The sequence below is a fragment of the Comamonas sp. Z3 genome, from assembly GCF_008121565.1.
Taxonomy (GTDB): Bacteria; Pseudomonadota; Gammaproteobacteria; order Burkholderiales; family Burkholderiaceae_C; genus Comamonas; species Comamonas brasiliensis.
On sequence record NZ_VOQU01000004.1, the window covers coordinates 414489 to 435209 of the forward strand.

Below are 20721 nucleotides of genomic sequence, written 5' to 3' on the forward strand. Positions count from 1 at the left end.
CCGGCCCTCCGTCACTGCGCCAGCCAGTTCCCGATCTGGCTGCTGAAGGTCCGGTCGAAGCGGCTGTAGACGTCGGAGCCGCCGCTGACCGTGCACGAGCTGCTGCCGCCGGACAGCGTGCCCACCACGCGTCCGCCCGCAAACATGGCCGAGCCGCTGCTGCCGCCTTCGGTCACGCCCTTGCTCCAGCCGACATTCACGAAGTCGCTCTGGGCATTGCCTGGGTTGCAGGTGATGCTGCCGGCGCCCAGGCTGCAGTTTCGGTAGCTCTGCACCTGGCCTTCGCTGTATTTGAGCAAATCGCCCTGCGGGTGATGCAGGCCGTAGATGGCCGTCCCCGTCACCGCCGTGCCTCTCGCATCCCAGCCGGCCAGCGTCGCACCGGCGGGCGCCGCGTCATTGAGCCGCATCAGCGTGGCATCGTGCGCCGCCGTGGCATACAGCAAGGTGGCACCGCGCTGCAGCGCCGTGGTCTGGGCACTGGGCTCGAAGCTGTTGCAGCTGGCCGAGCGGAAGAACCAGTCCGTGCGCAGCGAGGTGGCCGACGCCTGGGTCGAGATGCAGTGATTGGCCGACAGGAAATACGGCGTGAAATCGCGCCGCGTGTTGTTCAGCAGGGAGCCCGTGCAGTAGTAGTAGCGGTTGTCGGAGCCCACATAGGTCATGCGCGCCACGGCATTGCGCTCGGTGGCGTACTGATCGGCGCAGCTGGCATCGAGCTCGCACCCCGCGGCATCGCCCACATTCCTGGGCACGAGGCTATCGCGCAGTTCCAGCTCCGTGGGCAGGGCCAGGTTGACATAGGCATGGGTGAGCGTGGGAATGGCAATGCGCAGCTGCGATGTCGACAGTCCCGCAGGCAGTGCGATCTCCAGCGTGACCTCATCGGCTCCCAGGTCGGGAGTCCACCAGATGCCGGCCGCCCGGGTGTCGCCGTCGGCGCGGCGGTTGCGCGCAATGGCCTCGTTGATGGCCTGGCCCGTGGTCTCGAACCCGGTCTTGCTGCGATCCTTACGGTACAGCCTGAGCTCGGCAGCATCGGGCATGGCGTCGACCACCAGGCCCAGCCGCAGGCCATGGGCGCCGGCCGAGGTGATGCTGATCGCCGCCACCTGAGCGCCCTCCGGGGTCTCGGACCAGTGCAGCGTGCGCGCCATATCGCCTGCGGACTGCAGCGAGGACAGCTCGCGCGGCGCCCCGATCTGCATGGGCAGGCCGGGCATGGGCATGACCGGCGAAGGCGCGTCGCTCCACTGCGGCAATGCCAGGCTGACGGCCCTGGGCCGCACCGCCACGGATGCCACCGCCACGCTTCTGGTCGCCGCCGCAGCCTGGGCAGCCGGCACGACCAGCGAATCCAGCACATTGGCCGTGGGCGGACCCGAAGGGGAACTGATCTCTGACGCGCCACCGATGATCGCGCCATTGCCGCCTGAGCCCCCGCCGCCGGGGCCGGGACCAGGGTCCGGAACATTGCCTCCCCCCCCGCCGCCGCCGCCGCAAGCCGTCAGCACCACCAGCATCAGGCTTGCGCATCGGGAGGCAATGCGTCTGCCCTGTTTCCACCCATGCATATCGTGCTCTCCTGCAGTTCACGATCGGACTGGCGCAGGGCCAGCGGAGCTATTTGGTCAAAGCCTTGAGCGCGAGCTTAATGCCCTCGCTCACCCCTACTTCGGGTGGGAGTTTCTTGAGGGCGGCCGAGGCTTCCTTGTCGGAATAGCCCAGCGCCATCAGCGCCTGCTGGATATCGTTTTGCTCGCTGTTGTTGGCAAACAGCGACTGCGCACCGGTATCCGCACCGATCTTGCCCTTGAGCTCCAGCAGCAGACGCTCGGCGGTCTTCTTGCCGATGCCCGGCACCTTGACCAATCGCCCTGCTTGCTGCTGCGATACCGCGTCCGCGAGATCATCGATGCTCATGCCGCTGAGCACGGCCAATGCCATGCGCGGACCGATGCCGGTGATCTTGATGAGCTCACGGAAGGTCTGGCGCTCGCGGGCCGTTGCAAAGCCGAACAGCAGCTGGGCGTCTTCCCGCACCACAAAATGGGTCAGCAGGGCCACCTTGGCGCCATTGGCGGGCAGGTTGTAGAAGGTGCTCATGGGCACCTGCACCTCGTAGCCCACGCCAGCGCAGTCCACCAGGACTTCGGGCGGGTTTTTTTCCAGCAGCGTTCCCGTCAATTTGCCTATCATTGAAATCCTTTGCCGCACCGTGCGGCGATTCTTTTAAGAACACAACTTACGCAAAACGGGTTCAGGCCGGGCGACTGCCTCAGGAGGCAGGCCCTTGTTGCATTCCTATTTGCGTAAGTCCTAAAGAAATTATCCGCGTGATACTGCGCCATACCTTCACTCCCCACAACAATACGCGCCTGACCCATCTCTGTGGTCCGGCGGATGCGCATCTGCGCACCATCGAAGTCGCGCTGGGCGTCAAGATCGCTCACCGTCACGAGCAGTTCAAGATCGACGGCCCCAAGGCCAAGGCCAATGAGACGCTGGAGCTGCTGCAGGCGCTCTATGAAATCGCCGACTACGTGATCGCCGAACAGACGCTGCAGCTGATGCTGGCCGGCGATGTCGAGATGCTGGAGGCCGATCTGACGGCACCGCAGCTGACCACGCGCCGTGCCGATCTGCGCGCCCGCACGCCCAACCAGGCCCTGTATCTGGAAAACATCGCCCATCACGACATCAGCTTCGGCATCGGTCCGGCCGGCACCGGCAAGACCTATCTGGCCGTGGCCTGTGCCGTGGACGCTCTGGAGCGCAGCGCCGTGCAGCGCATCGTGCTGACCCGGCCCGCCGTGGAGGCCGGCGAACGCCTGGGCTTTCTGCCCGGCGACCTGACCCAGAAGGTGGACCCCTATCTGCGCCCTCTGTACGACGCGCTCTACGATCTGATGGGTTACGAGAAGGTGCAGAAGGCCTTCGAGCGCAATGCGCTGGAGATCGCGCCGCTGGCCTTCATGCGCGGTCGTACGCTGAACAATGCCTTCGTGATCCTCGACGAGGCACAGAACACCACGCCCGAGCAGATGAAGATGTTTCTGACCCGGATCGGCTTTGGCGCCAAGGCCGTGGTCACGGGCGACGTGAGCCAGGTCGACCTGCCCAAGGGCGCGCCCAGCGGCCTGGTCGATGCCGAGCGCGTGCTCAGGCGTGTCAAGGGCATCTCCATCAACCACTTCACCAGCGCCGACGTGGTGCGCCACCCGCTGGTGGCCCGCATCGTGGACGCGTACGACGCACGCGGGCGCGTGTCCGAAGGCACTTCGGCGCCCAAGCACCGCAGCAGCCCGCGTACGGCCCGCTCCCTGCCCACGGCCGACGAGCTTTAATCAAAATCCATAGCTACTAGCACTTACCAAATAAGGGCTAAAAGCCAAAATGACCTTGAATCAACTGCAACTATCGCTGCAATTCGGCCCCAGCGCCGAGGCGGCCGCCCACCGCGAACTGCTGAGCCGCAGCCGGGTCACGCGCTGGATCCGCCATGCGCTGGCCGTGGATGCCGAGATCACGGTACGCATCGTCGATGCCGAGGAAGGCCGCAAGCTCAACCGCGAGTACCGCCAGAAGGACTACGCGACCAATGTGCTGACCTTCGACTATCAGCAGGAGCCGACCGTGATGGCCGATCTGGTGCTCTGCGCCCCCGTGGTGGAGCGCGAGGCACTGGAGCAGAACAAGACGCTGGAAGAGCATTACGCCCATCTGCTGGTGCATGGCACGCTGCATGCCCAGGGCTGGGACCACGAGACCAGCGAGGAGGACGCCGAAGAGATGGAGGCCTACGAGACCGACATCATGAAGGAAATGGGCTACGAAGACCCCTACGCCAAATAGCGGACAGGCATCGGCCCACGGCCGCAGACTCCTGAAAACAGAGCTGCCTGCGCACGTCAATCATGTGTTCCAAAGGAATTTAGCCTTGAAACTCAAGAATGACAAGCGCAGGCAGCTCTTTTTATGAGAGTACCCCGGCCGGGCTTACTCCACGCTCAGGCCGATGCTGCGCACCAGCTGGGCCACGCGCACATCTTCGGTCTTGATCTGTCTGGCAAACACCTGCTGGCCCTCGCCCACGGGAGTGATGCCCTGCTGCAGCAGGCTCTTGCGCAGCTCGGGATCCTTCAGCGCCTTGTCGGTATCCTGGGCAATGGCCTGGACCACGGCAGCCGGCGTGCCCTTGGGTGCGAACAGGCCGAACCAGGCGCCGGCCTCAAAGCCCTTGTAGCTCTCGGCCAGGGTCTGCACCTGGGGCAGCAGCGCATGACGCTGCAGGCCGGACACGGCCAGCGCCGTGAGCTTGCCGCTCTGGATCTGGGTGAGCGCCGGAGCGATCGCAATCAGCATCACATCGACCTGGCCGGCCAACACATCCTGCAGGCCCTGAGGGCCGCCGCGATAGGGAATGTGCGTGGCGAAAAAGCCTGCGCGCTGCTTGAACTGCTCCATGGCCAGATGCTGGGCACCGCCCGTGCCCGAGGAGGCGTAGTTGATCTTGCCCGGGTGGGATTTGGCGTAGGCCACAAAGTCCTGCAAGGTCTTGAAGCCCTTCCTGGGATTGGCCACCAGCACGAAGTCGGACTGGCCCAGCTTGGTCACCGGCACCAGATCGTTCTTGACGTCATATGGAAGATTGCGCTGCACATTGGGCATGATGGTGATGGCGCTGTCGCCGCCCACCAGCAAGGTGTAGCCGTCGGGCTGGGCCTTGACCACAGCATCCACGGCCGCGACGCCGCCGGCCGCGCCCTTGTTTTCCACCACGATGGCCTGCTTCCAGTCCCTGCCCACCAGATTGCCCACCTGACGGGCCAGCAGATCCGGAGCGCTGCCGGGGCCGTTGGCCACCACCAGCTTGACGGAATGCGCCGGAAACTCCGGCTGCTGCGCCATGGCTGCGCCCGGCACCCAGGTTGCGGCCAGCATGGCCCATGCGGTGCGGGAGAGGAAACGGGGCAGATTCACGGCAAAACTCCTTAACTAAGGAGTTGATTGTCAAAACAATCACTTATTCCTCAAAATACTGTTTTCAAATTCTTTTATTTCCAAAAATAATTAACCACACAAGAAAAGAACAGCGGCGACGCAGGCCTGCGCCTAAGATCGCCCCCATCACAAGGCGCAAAGCCGACAGAGAAAATCAGGAGACAAGAACATGGAGAACCTGGGCCACCTTGCCCTTTTGCTGGCCGCAGCTTTCACGGCCGGTACGCTCAACGCCGTCGCCGGTGGCGGCAGCTTTCTGACCCTTCCCGCCCTGGTCTTCACGGGCGTACCGCCCGTGATTGCCAATGCCACGGGCACCGTGGCCCTGCTGCCGGGCTATATCGCGGGTGCCTGGGGCTTCAAGGACGATATGCAGTCCCCGCCAGGCCTGTCCATGAAGCAGGTGGTGGCTCTGTCCCTGATCGGCGGCTCCGCCGGCGCGGCGCTGCTGCTGTTCACGCCCGACGCCACCTTCCGCAAGGTCGTGCCCTGGCTGCTGCTGGCCGCCACCGCCATGTTCGCCTTCGGCCCGCAGCTGCGCGCCTGGGCCTCGGGCAAGAATGCCGACCACGCCGCCACATCTGCGGCCAAGGCCACTGCAGGCATGCTGATCGTGGCCATCTACGGCGGCTACTTCAACGGCGGCCTGGGCATTTTGCTGCTGGCCTTGTTCGGCCTGCTGGGCCAGACCTCGCTCAACGCCATGAACGGCATGAAGAACCTGGTCTCGGCCCTGCTGACGGCAATTGCCGTGGTGATCTACGCCGTGGGCGGCATTGTGGAATGGAAGCTGGCCCTCGTCATGATGGTGGCCGCCACCCTGGGCGGCTATCTGGGAGCCCGTGCGGCGCGCAGGATTGCACCTCATGTCATGCGCTGGGGCATTGTGGCCACGGGGCTGGTGATGGCCGGGCTGTTCTTCGCCAGAGGCTGAGCGCCACCAAAGCAAAAAGCCTTCTCGGTCACGAGAAGGCTTTTTGGTGAGCATCCAGCGCCTTGTGGACAAGCGCTGGAGATCAATCTGATGGCTGATGCTTAGAGCAGCCGCGCCTTCACCGTCTTGCCCTTGACCTTGCCCGCATTGAGCCTGGCGCAGGCCGCCGAGGCGATCCTGCGGTCCACGGCCACATAGGTGGAAAAGTCGTTGACGCTGATCTTGCCGATCTGGTCGCGGCTGTAGCCGAAGTCGGCGCACATGGCACCCATCACGTCGCCGGCGCGGATCTTTTCCTTGCGCCCGCCGATGATCTGGATGGTCATCATGGGTGGCAGCAGTCCGCCGCCAGCGGCGGGCGTGAGCTCGTCCACGGGGAAGAACTGCGAAGCACGGCCTTGCAGCTGCTCGATCTTGCCCACGCAGCCCATCTCGTCCATGGACACCAGATTCAGCGCTAGCCCTTCGGCATCGCCACGGCCGGTGCGGCCGATACGGTGGATGTGGACCTCGGGGTCGGGCGTGACATCCACATTGATGACGGCAGACAGGTCGGCGATGTCCAGGCCGCGCGCCGCCACATCGGTGGCGACCAGCACGCTGCAGCTCTTGTTGGCAAACTGCACCAGCACCTCGTCGCGCTCGCGCTGCTCCAGCTCGCCGAACAGGGCCAGAGCGCTGAAGCCCTGGGCCTGCAGCTCGCTCACCACGTCACGGCATTGCTGCTTGGTATTGCAAAAGGCAATGCTCGATTCGGGACGGAAGTGCGCCAGCAGCCTGGCCACCGTTGCCACTTTTTCGCGGGCACCGACTTCGTACCAGCGCTGCTCTATCTTGCCCGCGCTGTGCTGGGTCGCGACCTTGACGGTCTGCGGGTCGCGCATGAAGCGGCTGGCCAGCGAGGCAATGCCTTCGGGGTAGGTGGCCGAGAACAGCAGGGTCTGGCGATCCACCGGGCATTGGCGCACCACGGTTTCGATGTCGCCGAGAAAGCCCATGTCCAGCATGCGATCGGCCTCGTCCAGCACCAGGGTCTTGAGGTTGCCGATATCGAGCTTGCCGCGCTCCATCAGATCCATCACGCGCCCGGGTGTGCCGACGACGATGTGGGCGCCGTTTTCCAGCGAGGCGATCTGGTTGCGCGAGGGCACGCCGCCATAGACGGTGACGACCTTGATATTGTCCTGCGCGCGCGCCAGGCGGCGGATTTCGGTGGCGACCTGGTCGGCCAGTTCGCGCGTGGGGCACAGCACCAGGGCCTGGACGGCAAACCAGCGCGGGTTCAGGCGATCGACCATGGGCAGGCCGAAGGCAGCCGTCTTGCCGCTGCCGGTGCTGGCCTGGGCGATCAGGTCCTTGCCCTGCAGGGTCAGCGGCAGGCTGGCGGCCTGGATGGGCGTCATCTGCGCATAGCCGAGCTGCTGGAGATTGGCCAGCATTTCGGGGGACAGGGGCAGCGCCGAGAAAGCGGTGGAATCAGAGGCCTGGGCGGCGCTGGTGGAGGTATTCATGGGAGCGGATTATCCCGGGCCTGCGCAGGAAAAGCCTTGTGCCATCGTTATTCACGGTGCCATTTGCGGGTTGCCCCTCTTCAATCCGGACCGGCCATGCTCCTAGTCTGAAAGCGCGGTCTTCAATGGCCGCCTCTGTTTGAAGCCAACCACAGACCCTCACATGCACCCTAGCCTTACCCGCAAGTTCTGCGCCGTCGCCGCGCTGGCCGTCACTCTGGGCTCGGCCCAGGCAGCAGAGCTGGACCCCCAGCCGCTCAAGCCCCAGCTGCAGCAGCTGATCGCCCAGATGTATCCGCAGATGCGCGGCATCTACGAAGACCTGCATGCCAACCCCGAGCTGGGCTTCCAGGAAACGCGCACCGCCGCCAAGCTGGCGGCCGAGATGCGCAGGCTGGGCTTTGAAGTCACCGAGGGCATCGGCAAGACCGGCCTGGTCGCCATCTATCGCAATGGCGCGGGCCCCACCGTCATGGTGCGCACCGAGCTGGACGCCCTGCCCATGGAGGAAAAAACCGGCCTGCCCTATGCGAGCAGGGCCAAGGCCCAGTACAACGGCAAGGAGAGCTTTGTCGCCCATAGCTGCGGCCACGACATGCATATGACCAGCTGGCTGGGCACGGCGCAGGCGCTGCTGGGCCTGAAGAGACAATGGAAGGGCACGCTGATGTTCGTGGCCCAGCCGTCCGAGGAAACCGTGACCGGAGCCAAGGCCATGCTGGCCGACGGCCTGTTCAAGAAGTTCGGCAAGCCCGACTACGCCTTTGCGCTGCACACCGGCTCCATGCCTTATGGCACGGTGGGCTATGTGGCCGGGGCGGCGACCTCCAACTCGGACTCGCTGGACATCACGTTTCACGGTCGCGGCAGCCATGGCTCCATGCCCGACAAAGGCATAGACCCCGTGCTCATGGCCTCGCGCTTTGTGGTCGATGTACAAGGCGTGGTCAGCCGCGAGAAAGACCCCATGGAATTCGGCGTGGTCACCGTGGGTGCCTTCAATGCAGGCAGCGCGGGCAACATCATTCCCGATCAGGCGCGGCTGCTGGGCACGATACGCAGCTACAAGAGCGAGGTGCGCAGCAAGCTGCATGACGGCATAGAGCGCAGCGCCAAGGCGCAGGCCGCCATGTCCGGTGCGCCGGCCCCCGAGATCAAGCTGACCAAGGGTTCGGACGCCGTGGTCAATGACGCGGCGCTGGTCAATCGCACGGTCAGGCTGTTCAAGGCTGCGCTGGGCGACAAGAACGTGCTGCCCATCCCCCCGGCCACGGCCAGCGAGGACTTCTCGGACTTCATCAACCAGGGCGTGCCGTCCATGTTCTACATCCTGGGTGTGTCCGATCCCCAGAAAGTGGCACAGGCCAGCCAGCCCGGCGGCAAGCCGCTGCCCTTCAATCACTCGCCCTTCTTCGCTCCCGAGCCCGAACCCACGTTCAAGACCGGCGTGGAAACCATGACGCTGGCCGTCATGAACGTGATGCAGTAACTGCAAGCCAGCCCCGCCATCGGGGCTGCCGTCACTGCATCTGCTGCAGATTGCCGATGCGCACCAGCATCTCGGTGAACATCTGCATGTCCGTGCGCAGGTCCGGCAGTTCCTGGTACTCCAGCGCATTGTGGGCCGTGTACTTCTTGCCGGGCATGGCCGGACCGAAGTTGATGGCGTTGGGCATGAGCTTGGCCGTCGTGCTGCCTGCGGTAGGCACGGGCCTGGCGTCCAGCCCCGTGGTGTCGCCAAAGATATTGAGCAGGGTGCCCAGCCACGCGCCCTTGGGGTCGCGGGCCATCCAGTTGCCCTGTGTGTACTGCACGGTCACCGCAACCTTGGCCGCATCGCTCCAGCGGGCAATGCCCTGTTCCACCTCGGCGCGCAGCTGCTCGGGCGTCTTGCCCCGCGGCATGCGCGCATTGGCCGTCACCTCCAGCTTGCCGTCAGCAGACTTGATGAGGTTGGGCGACAGCGTCAGCGGCCCCATGAAATCATCGGCATAGGCAATGCCCAGCTGCCGGCCCAGATAGTCCAGGCCGAACACGCCATTGATATAGCGTACGGCCTGACTGTACTGATTGGGCTGCAGCAGCGCCGCGCCCTGCTCCGGCATCAGGCTCTGCTGCAGGAACAGCGCCAGGCGCGGCACGGGATTGACCCCTTCTTCAGGACGAGAGCCGTGAGCGGATGCGCCGCTGACCTTGACCGTGACCTGGCCCTCGGCGCGCTGCACGTCGATGGAGAACTTCCCCTGCGCCTCGTGCCGGCGCACAAAGTCGTCCTTGTCCTTGGACAGCCGCTGCGCGATCTGATCCAGCGCAGCCGCATCGGTGGCGGAGACGGTGGCGGAGGCCGTCTGCGCAATGGAGTTGGCCGAGGCGGCGCCGGCCATGGCGGTGATGGCGGGCCTGGCGGCATCCACTGCGACATCCGCAAACAAGGCCTTGAGCGCGCCCGTGCCCTTTTCAGCGACCACGGCCGGATACTTGCTGTCCAGCACGATGTTGTACTGCGGCAGCGCGGTCTTGCTCTGGTAGTACTTCATGGCATCGCCGCCGGTTTCCTCGGTGGTCTCTATCATCAGGCGAATGCTGCGCGACAGCGGCAGACCGCTGTCCTTGACCGCCTTCATCGCATACAGCACGGTGGCGATGGAGCCCTTGTCGTCAATCGTGCCGCGCCCATAAAGCCGGTCGCCCACACGGGTGACCTGGAAAGGATTGATCTGCTTGCCGTCCAGTACCCACTCGGCAGCCACCACCGGCACCACATCGGCATGGGTCAGGATGCCGAACTCGGTGGCCTCGCTGGCACGGCTCGCCGCATTGGCAGGCAGCGTCACTTCAAAGATGCGGTTGTCCACATTGCGAAAGCGCAGCCCGAATTCAGCAGCCATGGATGCAACGAGCTTGCCGAAGTCCAGGATGGCCGGACTCTCATGCGCAGGCACCTTGGAATCACGCACCGTGGGCAGCGCCACCATGCGCTGCAGGCTTTCCAGCACCGCTGTCTCCTGGGTCAAACGGTTGTATACCCCCAGCAACCGGGCGATATCCGCGAGTTCGCCGTCCGACAGCGTCTGGCCGCGCGTATAGCGCTGCACGGCTGCCGCCACGCCAGGCTCGGCCCTGGCTGCCTGCTGCGCAAAGGCCTTGAAGGATTCTGGGGGGGGCGCAGCGGATGATGCGATCAGTGCGTCCAGCGCGGGTTTCTTCAAGGTCTGCGCCTGGATGGGCAGGCTGGCGCCGGCCAGACCGAGAATCAGGCCGGCGGCGATGAGGGATAAAGAGGGCTTGCAGGATGGCTTCATGGACAGCTCTTGTTGAAATCGTGGTGACGGATGGGCGCGCAGGCCTGGCCTTGCCTAGGCCTGCGGCTCCATGCGCATGGGAATGGTGACGGGCCCGTCATTGACCAGATGCACCTGCATGTCGGCGGCAAATTCACCGGTCTGCACCTGAGCGTGGGCCAGCCTGGCCTGGTCCACAAAATAGTCGTAGAGTCGCCGGCCTTCGTCGGGCGCGGCGGCGGCCGTAAAGCTGGGGCGGTTGCCGCCCCTGGTGTCGGCCGCCAGCGTGAACTGGCTGACCACCAGCAGCCCCCCGCCAACGTCCTGCAGGCTTTTGTTCATCTTGCCGGCCTCGTCGCTGAAGATGCGCAGCTTGAGCATCTTGGCCAGCAGCTTGTCGGCCTCGGCCTCGGTATCGCCGCGCTCGGCACAGACCAGCGCCAGCAGACCCTGGCCGATCTGACCGGTAATGCGGCCGTCGACCTCCACGCGCGCCTGCTTGACGCGCTGAATCACACTCATCATGTACTGAAACCTTCCCTGGCCGCGCCCTGTGCTTCGCCGCCCTGCTCTCCATCGGCCACTTCACTGACCGTGTTCATGCCCATGGGCAGCAGCTCGATGCGGGCATACAGGCCTGGAATGGCCTGCAGCAGCGCGGCTTCAATCTCCGAGCGCAATTGTGCCGCCCGCTGGACGCTCCACTGGCCGGGAACATGCATGTGAAAGTCCACAAAGCTGCGCTCCCCCGCCTGGCGGCTGGAGATATTGTCAAAGCTCACGCCTTCGCTGCGCCTGGCGAAGCTGTCCAGCAAAGTGTCTATCCTGAGGCGCTGCGGCGCATCCAGCGCCTGATCCATCAGGCCTTGCGAGGACTGCCAGACCAGTTGCACACCCTGCACGCAGATATGCACGGCCACGGCCAGAGCCACCGCGGCATCCACCCACAGCCAGCCCGTCAGGGCCGCAGCCAGCAGGCCGACCACCACGCCCACCGAAGTCCAGACATCGGTGAGCAGATGCCGTGCATCGCCCTCCAGCGCCATCGAACGGTATTTGCGCGAGGAGCGCAGCATGACCCATGCCAGCAGCCCGTTGAAGACCGTGCTGAGCAGCGACAGCATCAGGCCCCAGCTCAGTTGCTCCAGGGGCTGCGGGTTCCACAGCCGCGACAGCGCTGCCCAGGCAATCGCCAGGCTGGCGCCTATGACCAGCACGCCTTCGAAACCGGCCGAGAAGTACTCCGCCTTGTAATGTCCATAGGGGTGTTCGGTATCCGCCGGTCGCTTGGCCACGGTCACCATGGTCAGTGCAAACATGGCACCGGCCAGATTCACGAAAGATTCCAGCGCATCGGACAGCAGGCCCACCGAGCCGGTCAGCCACCAGGCCAGGGTCTTGAGAACGATGGTGAGCAGCGCCACCACCACGGACAGGCGCAGCAAATTGTGCGGCTGCAGCCATTTTGAAGAGCTTGAGAGGTCGGAATTGAGCATATTCGGGTTCCTGGGCCTCTATATCACCAAGTGTTCTGATACATCAATAGTCTTTGCAAGTTGTCTGAAAAGCAATTCACAATCCCTTATCGTGATGGACATGTCATGGTCGAGGCTGGCCTGATTCCTATATAAATACTCCCAGAAAAAAGGGAGGCGCATGCCTGATACGTCGACAGCACAGCAAGCGAGGGATGAGGACGCCATTCTTCGACTGGTGGCCGATACAGCACCCGCAATGCTGGCTTATTTTGATGCCGAAACCCGTGCCTGCCGCTTTGCCAACGCGCGCTATGCAGAGCACTTCGGTCACACCATGCAAAGCATCGTGGGCATGGATGTGCGCGACGTCGTGGGCGAGCCGGTCTGGACACAGATCGAACCTTATCTGAACTCCGTGGCGGTGGACAGCACCCAGACCCTGCGCTATACGCGCCAGGTCGAAAACGAGATCGGCCGACTGCAGCACATCGAGGCGGTGCTGCGCCCGCATGAGGAAAAAGGCGTGCTCAAGGGGGTCGTGGCGCTGATGACCGACGTCAGCCACCATCATCTGGCGACACAGCAGATACGCGACAGCGAAGAGCGCATGCGCAAGTTCGCTGCCATCACCACCGAAGCCATCGTGCTGCACCGCGATGGCGTCATCATGGACGGCAATGATGCGCTTTCCCGGCTGGTTGGCTATTCGCTCGACGAGCTGCGCGGAACGCCGGTGCTCGATTACGTGGCGCCCGAGGCGCGTCTGCGGGCGCTGCAGAACATGCGCAGCGAGCGTGAAGATCGTCTTGAGTCCGTGGTCGTGCACAAGAACGGCCAGCTCGTCCCGGTGGAGATAGAAGCCAGCACCATGCCCGGGGAAAAAGACCGGCACCGCATCGTCCTGCTGCGCGACCTGACCGCAAACCTCCAGACCCGGCAGCGCATGGACTATCTGACCCAGCATGACCTGCTGACGCATTTGCCCAACCGGGCCCGCCTCAACCATTTGCTGGCCGACGCCATCGCCAGGGCAGCCGGCGAGCAGTCGCGCCTGGCGGTGCTGTCGCTGGACCTGGACCAGTTCAAGTCGGTGAACGATTCGCTCAGCCATCAGGCTGGAGATCTGCTGCTGTGCGAGCTGGCGCAGCGGCTCAGAAGCACCGTCGGCACTCAGGATATCGTGGCCCGCACCGGCAGTGACGACTTTGTCATCGTGCTCCCCGACAACCCAAGCCTGCTGGAGACCGAGGCCCTGCTCGCGCGACTGCGCGCCACGGCAGAGGCGCCCTATCTGATAGAGGGCACCCAGCTGGTGATTTCCGTCAGTGTCGGCGTCGCCATGTATCCCAAGGACGGGAAATGCCCAGCATCCCTGCTGAGCAATGCCGAGGCCGCCATGCAGATGGCCAAGAGCCGCGGCCGCAGTTTCTCCCAGTTCTACACGCCAGCGCTTGAGAGCCGCGCAACACGCATGCTGATGCAGGAGCAGATGCTGCGCAACGCCGTGGAACGCGGCGAGTTCGAGCTGCATTACCAGCCGCAGACCCTGATGCAGACAGGCGAGCTTGCAGGCTTCGAAGCCCTGGTGCGCTGGAGGCACCCGCACCGTGGCCTGGTCTCGCCCGACGAATTCATCGGCTTTGCCGAGAACCGGGGGCTGATCGCGGCCGTGGATCGCTGGGTGCTCAATCAGGCCTGCCGTCAGGCCCATGCCTGGCAGCAACAGGGTTTTCCCGCCATCCCCGTGGCCGTCAACCTGTCGGCACAGGAGTTCCGCCAGCGCGATGTCGTCAAGGAAGTGGCCCAGGCTCTGGCCGACACGGGGCTGGAAGCCTGCTATCTGCATATCGAAGTGACAGAAACCACGCTGATGCTTTCGGGCAACCAGATGCAGCAGACCCTGCATGCCCTCAAGGCGCTGGGGGTGGGCCTGGCCATCGACGACTTCGGCACCGGCTACTCGTCTCTCGCCTATCTGCGCAAGCACCCCATAGACAGGCTCAAGATCGACCGCTCATTCGTGACCGATCTGCCACACAACCCGGATGCCGCCGCCATCGTCAATGCCATCGTGCAGATGGGCCAGAGTCTGCATCTGGAGATTCTGGCCGAGGGTGTGGAAAGCACTGAACAGCTGGACATGCTCAGAGAGATGGGCTGTGCCATGATGCAAGGGTTTCTCGTGTCAGCGCCATTACCTGCCGAGCAGGCTTCGGCATGGATGTCGCAACACTGTCAACTGCTACAAAGACAATAGTGCATGGCCTCGAATACACCGACACCCTCTCATAAGAACAGCAGCATGTTCCATACGGACGCCCTCCAGGCGCTAGCCCATGTGCAGCAGTTGTACCGCGAGCAGATCGATCATCTGCGAGCTGCCATGCAGCGCTTCGTGGCGGGAGAAACCCCGGCAGCGCCGATTCACGCCTACTACCCGTTTGTGCGTATCAAGACCACCACGGTGGCGCAGGCCGATACCAAGCTGACCTACGGCTTTGTGGAGGGTCCCGGCACCTATGAGGCCACGCTGACCCGGCCCGACCTGTTTGCCAGCTATTTCGGCGAGCAGTTGCGCCTGCTGATCCTGCACCATCAGGTGCCCATCGAAGTGGGCCTCAGCGACAAGCCCATCCCTATCCATTTCTCGTTCGCCGACAACGACCATATCGAAGGCTCGCTCTCGCCGGAGCGCCGCATGCTGATGCGCGATGTGTTCGATCTGCCGGATCTTGAATCCATGGACGACGGCATCGCCAACGGCACCTGGCGCGCGGCGGCCGGCGAGGCCCTGCCTCTGTCGCTGTTTACCGCGCCGCGCGTGGATTACTCGCTGCACCGCCTGCGCCACTACACAGGCACGGCCCCGGATTGGTTCCAGAACTTCGTGCTGTTCACCAACTACCAGTTCTATATCGACGAATTCATCCGTCTGGGCCATGCCGAAATGGCCAAGGAGGACAGCGAATACATCGCCTTTGTCGAGCCCGGCAATGTGGTGACCCGCCGCGCCGGCCTGCCCGCCGAAGCCGTCGACGAGCTCGGGAATGCGCCGCCGCGCCTGCCGCAGATGCCGGGCTACCACCTGGTGCGCGCGGACAACAGCGGCATCACCATGGTCAATATCGGTGTCGGCCCGGCCAATGCCAAGACCATCACCGACCATATCGCCGTGCTGCGCCCCCATGCCTGGATGATGCTGGGCCATTGCGCGGGTCTGCGCAACAGCCAGCAACTGGGCGACTATGTGCTCGCCCATGCCTATGTGCGCGAGGACCATGTGCTGGACGAAGAGCTGCCGCTGTGGGTGCCGATTCCGGCGCTGGCCGAAATCCAGGTCGCGCTTCAGCAGGCCGTGGCCGACGTGACGCAGATGGAGCGTGCCGACCTCAAGCGCATCATGCGCACCGGCACCGTGGCCAGCACCGACAACCGCAACTGGGAGCTGCTGCCCGACAACCTTCCCCAGCGCCGCTTCAGCCAGAGCCGCGCCGTGGCGCTGGACATGGAATCTGCCACCATTGCCGCCAACGGCTTCCGCTTCCGCGTGCCCTATGGCACCTTGCTGTGCGTCAGCGACAAGCCGCTGCACGGCGAGATCAAGCTGCCCGGCATGGCCAACCATTTCTATCGCGAGCGCGTGGACCAGCATCTGCGCATCGGCATGCGTGCCGTGGACATACTGCGTGAAGGCGGCTCCGACCGCCTGCACAGTCGCAAGCTGCGCAGCTTTGACGAGGTGGCCTTCCAGTAAGGCCCTGCCATGCTCGAGGTCGACCAGTTCTCCATGACATTGATGGTCGCCGTCAATTTGATGCTGGTCGCCTTCTCCCTGCCATGGTTCATGGGCCCCCAGCTGAGCCGGGCCGCCCGCAATGCGCAGCAATTCCTGTTGCTGCAAGGCCTGGCCTGGCTGCTGGTGCTCAGCGCCACGCGCTCCACCTCGCTGACCTGGAACACGCTGCTGTCGGTGGCGGCGACCGCCGCCTCGACAAGCGCTCTGTGGCAGCTGCAAAAGGCGCTCAAGGGCTGGCTGGGCCCCAGAAGACAGTCGCTGGTGCGCGCGCTCGCCGTGCTCTGCCTGCTTGCCCTGGCCGGCGAGCTGATACTGATTCAAAGCCAGCCTTACCGGCTTTTCTGGTTCAACATCTGCTATGGCCTGGCGATTGCCTCGCTGGCCAGCCTGGCCTTGTTTCCGCGTACCCCGGCAGCCAGGACCTGGCGCTATCTGTTCTTCGGCATCGGTCTGTGCACGGCCTTGGCCCTGCTCGCTCGCAGCTCTCTGGCTCTGCATGCGCATTGGGTCTACAGCTTTGAACAAGAGCTTGATCCCGGCCTGTCGCCGCCCTGGCTGGTGCCCCTGTTCACCGCCATCCTGTTTGTGGCGATCCTGATGGCCTGGCGTGACGAGGAACACCGCCGGCAGCAGGCGGACAAGCCCGAAGACAGCCTGACCGGCCTGCCGCTGCGCCAGGCCATCCGCAACCAGGCCCGCCACATGCTCAACCGGGCACAACGCGAAGACCTGCCGCTGGCCTTGATCCTGATCGACATGGATCATTTCTCGCACATCAATCGCCGCCATGGCTATCAGACCGGAGACGAGGCCTTGCAGCTGATGTCACGCACCCTGAGAAAGCAGATGCGCGGCGACGAGGTCGTGGCCCGCTGGCAGGGAGAGTCCTTTTGCCTGCTGATTCACGCAGACCAGCAGGGCGTCAGATCGCTGCTGACGCGCATCAAATCCACACTGCAGATTGGCGCGCAATACGAGCTGCAGGTGGAGCTGGACTTCAGCGCGGGTTGCGCACTGGTCCCTGCGGCCTGGAAGGGCCTGAGCCTCAACGAGCTGTCCAGCCACGCCAATGCTGCCTTGCAGCAAGCCAAGAAGCAGGGCCGGGGACGGGTGGAGTACACCACCCTGACTCCTCCACCCGACGAGAACCCTGTCGAATCCGACCTGGCTCCGCTGGCCTGAGTCAGCAGGCAGCCTTGATCAGATCGGCCGCCTTCTCGGCAATCATGATGGTCGGCGCATTCGTGTTGCCGCTCACGATGCGCGGCATGACCGAGGCATCGACCACGCGCAGCCCTTGCACCCCATGCACCAGCAAGCGGGCATCGACCACGTCCAGAGCGCCCGGGCCCATGCGGCAGCTGCCCACGGGGTGATAGATGGTGTCGGCGTAACGGCGGATGAACTGCTCAATCTCCTCATCGCTGCGCGCCTGCGCCGAATGCTTCAGCTCCCGCCCCTCGAAACGGGCCAGCGCGGGCTGATCGAGAATGTCGCGCATGCGGTGCACGCCGCGCACCATGCGCTGCATATCGTCGGCCTCGGCAAAAAAGGCCGGGTCTATGAGCGGCATGGTGCCCGCGTCGGCAGAGGCCAGCCTGACGCGCCCCCGGCTCTTGGGCTGCAGCAGGCAGACATGGCAGGAGTAGCCATGGCCCAGCAAGGTCTTGCGGCCATGGTCGACCAGCTTGCCCACCACAAAATGCAGCTGCAGATCGGGCACCGGCTCCTGGGGCCGGCTACGGATAAAGCCGCCGGCTTTGGCGAAATTGCTGGTCAGCATGCCCCGGCGCTCATGGCGCCAGCGGCCCATGCCCTGCCAGACATTCCTGAGACCGGCAAGCGAGATGCCGAAGCTGTCCTTGAGCTGCGGGCCATCCACCACCTGGACCACATCGGGATGGTCGTGCAGATGCTCGCCCACGCCTGGCAGGTGGTGGACGACATCGATGCCCAGCTGCTGCAGATGCTCACCCGGCCCTATGCCCGAGAGCATCAGCAGTTGCGGCGACTGCAGTGCGCCGGCACAGAGCAGAACCTCGCGTCGGCAGAGCAGTTGCCTGACATGCCCTGCCTGCACATATTCCACGCCGACGGCCTTGCGTGCGTCCATCAGAACCCGCCGCACCTGGGCAGCGGTGATGATTTCCAGATTGGACCGGCTGCCGCGCACCGGCGTCAGATAAGCCTTGGCCGCACTGCAGCGCTCGCCCTTCTGGTGCGTGACCTGATACAGACCCACACCGTCCTGAGCAGTGCCGTTGAAGTCGAGGTTGTGCGCATGACCGGCCTGCACGCCTGCGCGCACAAAGGCCTGGGCCAGCGGATTCGGGTCGCAGAGATCGGAGACATGCAAGGGACCGCTGGCACCATGCAGTGCGTCCGCGCCGCGCGTATTGCATTCGGCCTTCAGAAAATAGGGAAGAACATCGCTCCAGCCCCAGCCTGGATTGCCCTGAGCGCTCCAATATTCATAGTCCCCAGGTTGGCCACGCAGATAGATCATGGCATTGATGGAACTGGAGCCACCCATCACCTTGCCGCGCGGCTGGTAGCCCCGCCGACCACCGAGCCCGGGCTGCGGCACCGTGCTCATGGCCCAGTTGTAGTTTTTCTGCTTGGCCATCAGCGCCAGCCCTGCGGGGCAGTGGATGAGCACGCTGGTGTCCTCGCCCCCCGCCTCCAGCAAGGTCACGCTGACCTGTGGGTTCTCGCTGAGCCTGGCTGCCAGAACCGCACCAGCGGAGCCGCCTCCCACCACCAGATAGTCACGCATGTCCACACTCCTTTTGCTGCAAATTCTGACCAGAGGTCTGCAGCGGCGAAACGCGGAAAAACACGGTCGTGCAGAAAAAACACTGTCATCGTGATGACTCCTAACACGCCAACCATGCCCGACTAGGGTCAAACCCGGTCAGAACCGGGATAACATTTTCCCGTTCAAACGCACTTATCTGAATGGAGACAAAAAAGATGGCAATCCAAACCGTAGGCATCATCGGCGCCGGCACCATGGGCAACGGCATCGCGCAGGCTTGCGCCGTATCGGGCATCGACGTGGTGATGGTGGACATCTCCGAGGCCGCCGTGCAAAAAGGCCTGGCCACCGTGGCCGGCAGCCTGGACCGCCTGATCAAGAAGGAAAAGATCAGCGAAGCCGACAAGAGCGCAGCGCTGGCACGCATCAAGACCTCGACCAGCTACGACGATCTGAAGTCGGCACAGCTGGTGATCGAAGCCGCCACAGAGAATTACGAGCTCAAGGTCAAGATCCTCAAGCAGCTCGATACCCTGCTGGCACAGGATGTGATCGTTGCCACCAACACCTCGTCCATTTCCATCACCCAGCTGGCGGCCGCCACCCAGCGTGCCGACAAGTTCATCGGCATGCATTTCTTCAACCCCGTGCCCATGATGGCCCTGGTGGAGATCATCCGCGGCCTGCAGACCAGCGACGCCACCCACGATGCGGTCAAGGCCCTGTCGGAAAAACTGGGCAAGTCGCCCATCACCGTCAAGAACGCTCCCGGCTTTGTGGTCAACCGCATTCTGGTGCCCATGATCAACGAGGCCTTCCAGGTGCTCAGCGAAGGCACGGCCTCGGCCGAGGACATCGACGCAGGCATGAAGCTGGGCTGCAATCAGCCGATTGGCCCGCTGGCCCTGGCCGACATGATCGGTCTGGACGTCTGCCTGGCCGTGATGGAGGTCTACCTCAAGGAATTCGGCGACAGCAAGTACCGCCCCTGCTTCCTGCTGCGCGAAATGGTGGCTGCCGGCCGTCTGGGCCGCAAGACCGGCCAGGGTGTTTACACCTACTAAATCGCCGGCCTTCAGGTCTTGTGCGCGACTGCGGCGGCTGCGGCAGCCGTCTAAGGTTGCAGCAGGAGACCTGCCATGCAAATCGACCATCCCAGCCCTCCGCCCGAGGGCTGCATTTCTTGTGAAGTCCGCGGCCATGTGCTGCTGATCGGCATCAACCGCCCGGCCAAGCGCAATGGCTGGACGCCGGCCATGTTCCAGCAACTGGCAGAGGCCTATACCCGGCTCGACGACGAGCCTGGGTTGCGCGTGGGCCTGCTCCATGCTTTCGGCGATCATTTCACGGCGGGGCTGGATCTGCCCGTCATTGCCGAATTCATGAGGACTGGCCAGAAAGCCATCCCTGCCGGCCTCGTGGAGCCGCACGACTATGGCCTGCCCGGCTACCGCCGCCGAACCAAGCCCATGGTTGCCGCCGTCAAAGGCATCTGCTTTACCGTCGGCATAGAACTGATGCTGGGCGCCGATATCGTCGTCGCTGCCGACAGCAGCCGCTTTGCACAGATGGAGGTGCAGCGCTGCATCATGCCCACGGGCGGCGCCACACTGCGCATGCCCGAGCGCGCCGGCGTGGGCAATGCCATGCTGCATTTGCTGACCGGGGACGCCTTCGACGCAGCCGAGGCCCTGCGCTGCCACTTTGTACAAAAAGTCGTACCCGCAGGCCAGGAACTGGACGAGGCTTTTCGCATTGCCGAGCGCATTGCCGCCCAGGCACCGCAGGCCGTGGTGGCCACCCGCCTGAATGTCCTCAAGGCCATAGAGCTGGGCCAGGCCGCCGCCGTGGCCGACTTCATTCCCGTGCAGCAGCGCCTGGCCAACAGTGAGGACGCCGCCGAAGGCGTGCGCTCCTTCATCGAGAAACGCCCAGCCCGTTTTACCGGTCATTAATCCC

The 20721-nt window shown here is 64.1% G+C and carries 17 protein-coding genes; 9 read left to right on the forward strand and 8 right to left on the reverse strand.

Annotated features, from left to right (window positions below; genetic code table 11):
- Positions 1 to 11: 11 nt before the first annotated feature.
- Both FSY59_RS14035 and ruvA read right to left on the reverse strand, forming a co-directional pair.
- Positions 12 to 1574, reverse strand: a complete 1563-nt coding sequence (locus FSY59_RS14035; protein ID WP_003050855.1) for a serine protease — start codon at positions 1572 to 1574, stop codon at positions 12 to 14.
- A 49-nt stretch (positions 1575 to 1623) separates the two neighbouring features.
- Positions 1624 to 2199 carry a Holliday junction branch migration protein RuvA gene (ruvA, locus tag FSY59_RS14040; RefSeq protein WP_003050853.1) on the reverse strand — a complete coding sequence of 192 codons (576 nt, stop codon included), beginning with the start codon at positions 2197 to 2199 and terminating at the stop codon, positions 1624 to 1626.
- 137 nt (positions 2200 to 2336) lie between these two features.
- On the opposite strand from ruvA, the gene FSY59_RS14045 reads away from it, so the two are divergent.
- The gene (locus FSY59_RS14045; protein WP_050874004.1) at positions 2337 to 3347 is read left to right on the forward strand and encodes a PhoH family protein; all 1011 of its coding nucleotides are present in this window, start codon (positions 2337 to 2339) and stop codon (positions 3345 to 3347) included.
- A 49-nt stretch (positions 3348 to 3396) separates the two neighbouring features.
- Positions 3397 to 3855, forward strand: coding sequence for an rRNA maturation RNase YbeY (gene ybeY / locus FSY59_RS14050; RefSeq protein WP_050874006.1), 459 nt, complete (start codon positions 3397 to 3399; stop codon positions 3853 to 3855).
- Between the two features lie 144 nt (positions 3856 to 3999).
- On the opposite strand, the gene FSY59_RS14055 is transcribed toward ybeY, so the two are convergent.
- A complete protein-coding gene (locus FSY59_RS14055; protein WP_043375357.1) occupies positions 4000 to 4983 on the reverse strand; it encodes a tripartite tricarboxylate transporter substrate binding protein in 984 nt (327 codons plus the stop codon).
- Between the two features lie 190 nt (positions 4984 to 5173).
- On the opposite strand from FSY59_RS14055, the gene FSY59_RS14060 reads away from it, so the two are divergent.
- Positions 5174 to 5938 (forward strand): sulfite exporter TauE/SafE family protein, encoded by a 765-nt coding sequence (locus FSY59_RS14060; RefSeq protein ID WP_148729164.1) that lies wholly within the window; start codon positions 5174 to 5176, stop codon positions 5936 to 5938.
- A 101-nt stretch (positions 5939 to 6039) separates the two neighbouring features.
- On the opposite strand, the gene dbpA is transcribed toward FSY59_RS14060, so the two are convergent.
- Positions 6040 to 7449 (reverse strand): ATP-dependent RNA helicase DbpA, encoded by a 1410-nt coding sequence (gene dbpA, locus FSY59_RS14065; protein WP_148729165.1) that lies wholly within the window; start codon positions 7447 to 7449, stop codon positions 6040 to 6042.
- 163 nt (positions 7450 to 7612) lie between these two features.
- Between dbpA and FSY59_RS14070 the strand changes: the two genes are divergently transcribed.
- Positions 7613 to 8938 carry an amidohydrolase gene (locus tag FSY59_RS14070; protein WP_148729166.1) on the forward strand — a complete coding sequence of 442 codons (1326 nt, stop codon included), beginning with the start codon at positions 7613 to 7615 and terminating at the stop codon, positions 8936 to 8938.
- Positions 8939 to 8969: 31 nt separating this feature from the next.
- Here FSY59_RS14070 and FSY59_RS14075 read toward each other — a convergent pair whose 3' ends face one another.
- From FSY59_RS14075 to FSY59_RS14085, 3 genes are read right to left on the reverse strand one after another with little or no spacing between them, the layout of a single operon-like run.
- On the reverse strand, positions 8970 to 10751 hold the full coding sequence (locus FSY59_RS14075; protein WP_148729167.1) for a dipeptidase: 1782 nt from the start codon (positions 10749 to 10751) through the stop codon (positions 8970 to 8972).
- A 54-nt stretch (positions 10752 to 10805) separates the two neighbouring features.
- On the reverse strand, positions 10806 to 11255 hold the full coding sequence (gene dtd, locus FSY59_RS14080; protein WP_003050833.1) for a D-aminoacyl-tRNA deacylase: 450 nt from the start codon (positions 11253 to 11255) through the stop codon (positions 10806 to 10808).
- A complete protein-coding gene (locus FSY59_RS14085) occupies positions 11252 to 12226 on the reverse strand; it encodes a cation diffusion facilitator family transporter (protein WP_003050831.1) in 975 nt (324 codons plus the stop codon). Before FSY59_RS14085 ends, dtd begins: the two co-directional genes overlap by 4 nt.
- A 160-nt stretch (positions 12227 to 12386) precedes the next feature.
- On the opposite strand from FSY59_RS14085, the gene FSY59_RS14090 reads away from it, so the two are divergent.
- The 3 genes from FSY59_RS14090 to FSY59_RS14100 are packed head-to-tail and all read left to right on the forward strand — an operon-like array spanning position 12387 to position 17186.
- On the forward strand, positions 12387 to 14465 hold the full coding sequence (locus FSY59_RS14090; protein ID WP_050874019.1) for a bifunctional diguanylate cyclase/phosphodiesterase: 2079 nt from the start codon (positions 12387 to 12389) through the stop codon (positions 14463 to 14465).
- 45 nt (positions 14466 to 14510) lie between these two features.
- Complete coding sequence (locus FSY59_RS14095) at positions 14511 to 15962, forward strand: AMP nucleosidase (RefSeq protein WP_034399332.1); 1452 nt, start codon at positions 14511 to 14513, stop codon at positions 15960 to 15962.
- A 9-nt stretch (positions 15963 to 15971) separates the two neighbouring features.
- Positions 15972 to 17186: a diguanylate cyclase gene (locus FSY59_RS14100; RefSeq protein WP_050874021.1), complete on the forward strand. Its 1215-nt coding sequence runs from the start codon at positions 15972 to 15974 to the stop codon at positions 17184 to 17186.
- A gap of 1 nt (position 17187) precedes the next feature.
- Here FSY59_RS14100 and FSY59_RS14105 read toward each other — a convergent pair whose 3' ends face one another.
- Positions 17188 to 18780, reverse strand: a complete 1593-nt coding sequence (locus FSY59_RS14105) for a GMC family oxidoreductase (RefSeq protein WP_148729168.1) — start codon at positions 18778 to 18780, stop codon at positions 17188 to 17190.
- 197 nt (positions 18781 to 18977) lie between these two features.
- Between FSY59_RS14105 and FSY59_RS14110 the strand changes: the two genes are divergently transcribed.
- Both FSY59_RS14110 and FSY59_RS14115 read left to right on the forward strand, forming a co-directional pair.
- A complete protein-coding gene (locus FSY59_RS14110; protein WP_003050821.1) occupies positions 18978 to 19826 on the forward strand; it encodes a 3-hydroxybutyryl-CoA dehydrogenase in 849 nt (282 codons plus the stop codon).
- Positions 19827 to 19901: 75 nt separating this feature from the next.
- Positions 19902 to 20717, forward strand: coding sequence for a crotonase/enoyl-CoA hydratase family protein (locus tag FSY59_RS14115; protein ID WP_003050819.1), 816 nt, complete (start codon positions 19902 to 19904; stop codon positions 20715 to 20717).
- Positions 20718 to 20721 lie beyond the last annotated feature (4 nt).

Excerpts from the sequence above, each read along its gene's own strand:
- FSY59_RS14035 (WP_003050855.1), bottom strand. The coding sequence starts at position 1,574 with ATGCATGGGTGGAAACAGGGCAGACGCATTGCCTCCCGATGCGCAAGC.
- ruvA (WP_003050853.1), bottom strand. The coding sequence starts at position 2,199 with ATGATAGGCAAATTGACGGGAACGCTGCTGGAAAAAAACCCGCCCGAA.
- ybeY (WP_050874006.1), top strand. The coding sequence starts at position 3,397 with ATGACCTTGAATCAACTGCAACTATCGCTGCAATTCGGCCCCAGCGCC.
- FSY59_RS14060 (WP_148729164.1), top strand. The coding sequence starts at position 5,174 with ATGGAGAACCTGGGCCACCTTGCCCTTTTGCTGGCCGCAGCTTTCACG.
- dbpA (WP_148729165.1), bottom strand. The coding sequence starts at position 7,449 with ATGAATACCTCCACCAGCGCCGCCCAGGCCTCTGATTCCACCGCTTTC.
- FSY59_RS14070 (WP_148729166.1), top strand. The coding sequence starts at position 7,613 with ATGCACCCTAGCCTTACCCGCAAGTTCTGCGCCGTCGCCGCGCTGGCC.
- FSY59_RS14075 (WP_148729167.1), bottom strand. The coding sequence starts at position 10,751 with ATGAAGCCATCCTGCAAGCCCTCTTTATCCCTCATCGCCGCCGGCCTG.
- dtd (WP_003050833.1), bottom strand. The coding sequence starts at position 11,255 with ATGATGAGTGTGATTCAGCGCGTCAAGCAGGCGCGCGTGGAGGTCGAC.
- FSY59_RS14085 (WP_003050831.1), bottom strand. The coding sequence starts at position 12,226 with ATGCTCAATTCCGACCTCTCAAGCTCTTCAAAATGGCTGCAGCCGCAC.
- FSY59_RS14090 (WP_050874019.1), top strand. The coding sequence starts at position 12,387 with ATGCCTGATACGTCGACAGCACAGCAAGCGAGGGATGAGGACGCCATT.
- FSY59_RS14095 (WP_034399332.1), top strand. The coding sequence starts at position 14,511 with ATGTTCCATACGGACGCCCTCCAGGCGCTAGCCCATGTGCAGCAGTTG.
- FSY59_RS14100 (WP_050874021.1), top strand. The coding sequence starts at position 15,972 with ATGCTCGAGGTCGACCAGTTCTCCATGACATTGATGGTCGCCGTCAAT.
- FSY59_RS14105 (WP_148729168.1), bottom strand. The coding sequence starts at position 18,780 with ATGCGTGACTATCTGGTGGTGGGAGGCGGCTCCGCTGGTGCGGTTCTG.
- FSY59_RS14110 (WP_003050821.1), top strand. The coding sequence starts at position 18,978 with ATGGCAATCCAAACCGTAGGCATCATCGGCGCCGGCACCATGGGCAAC.
- FSY59_RS14115 (WP_003050819.1), top strand. The coding sequence starts at position 19,902 with ATGCAAATCGACCATCCCAGCCCTCCGCCCGAGGGCTGCATTTCTTGT.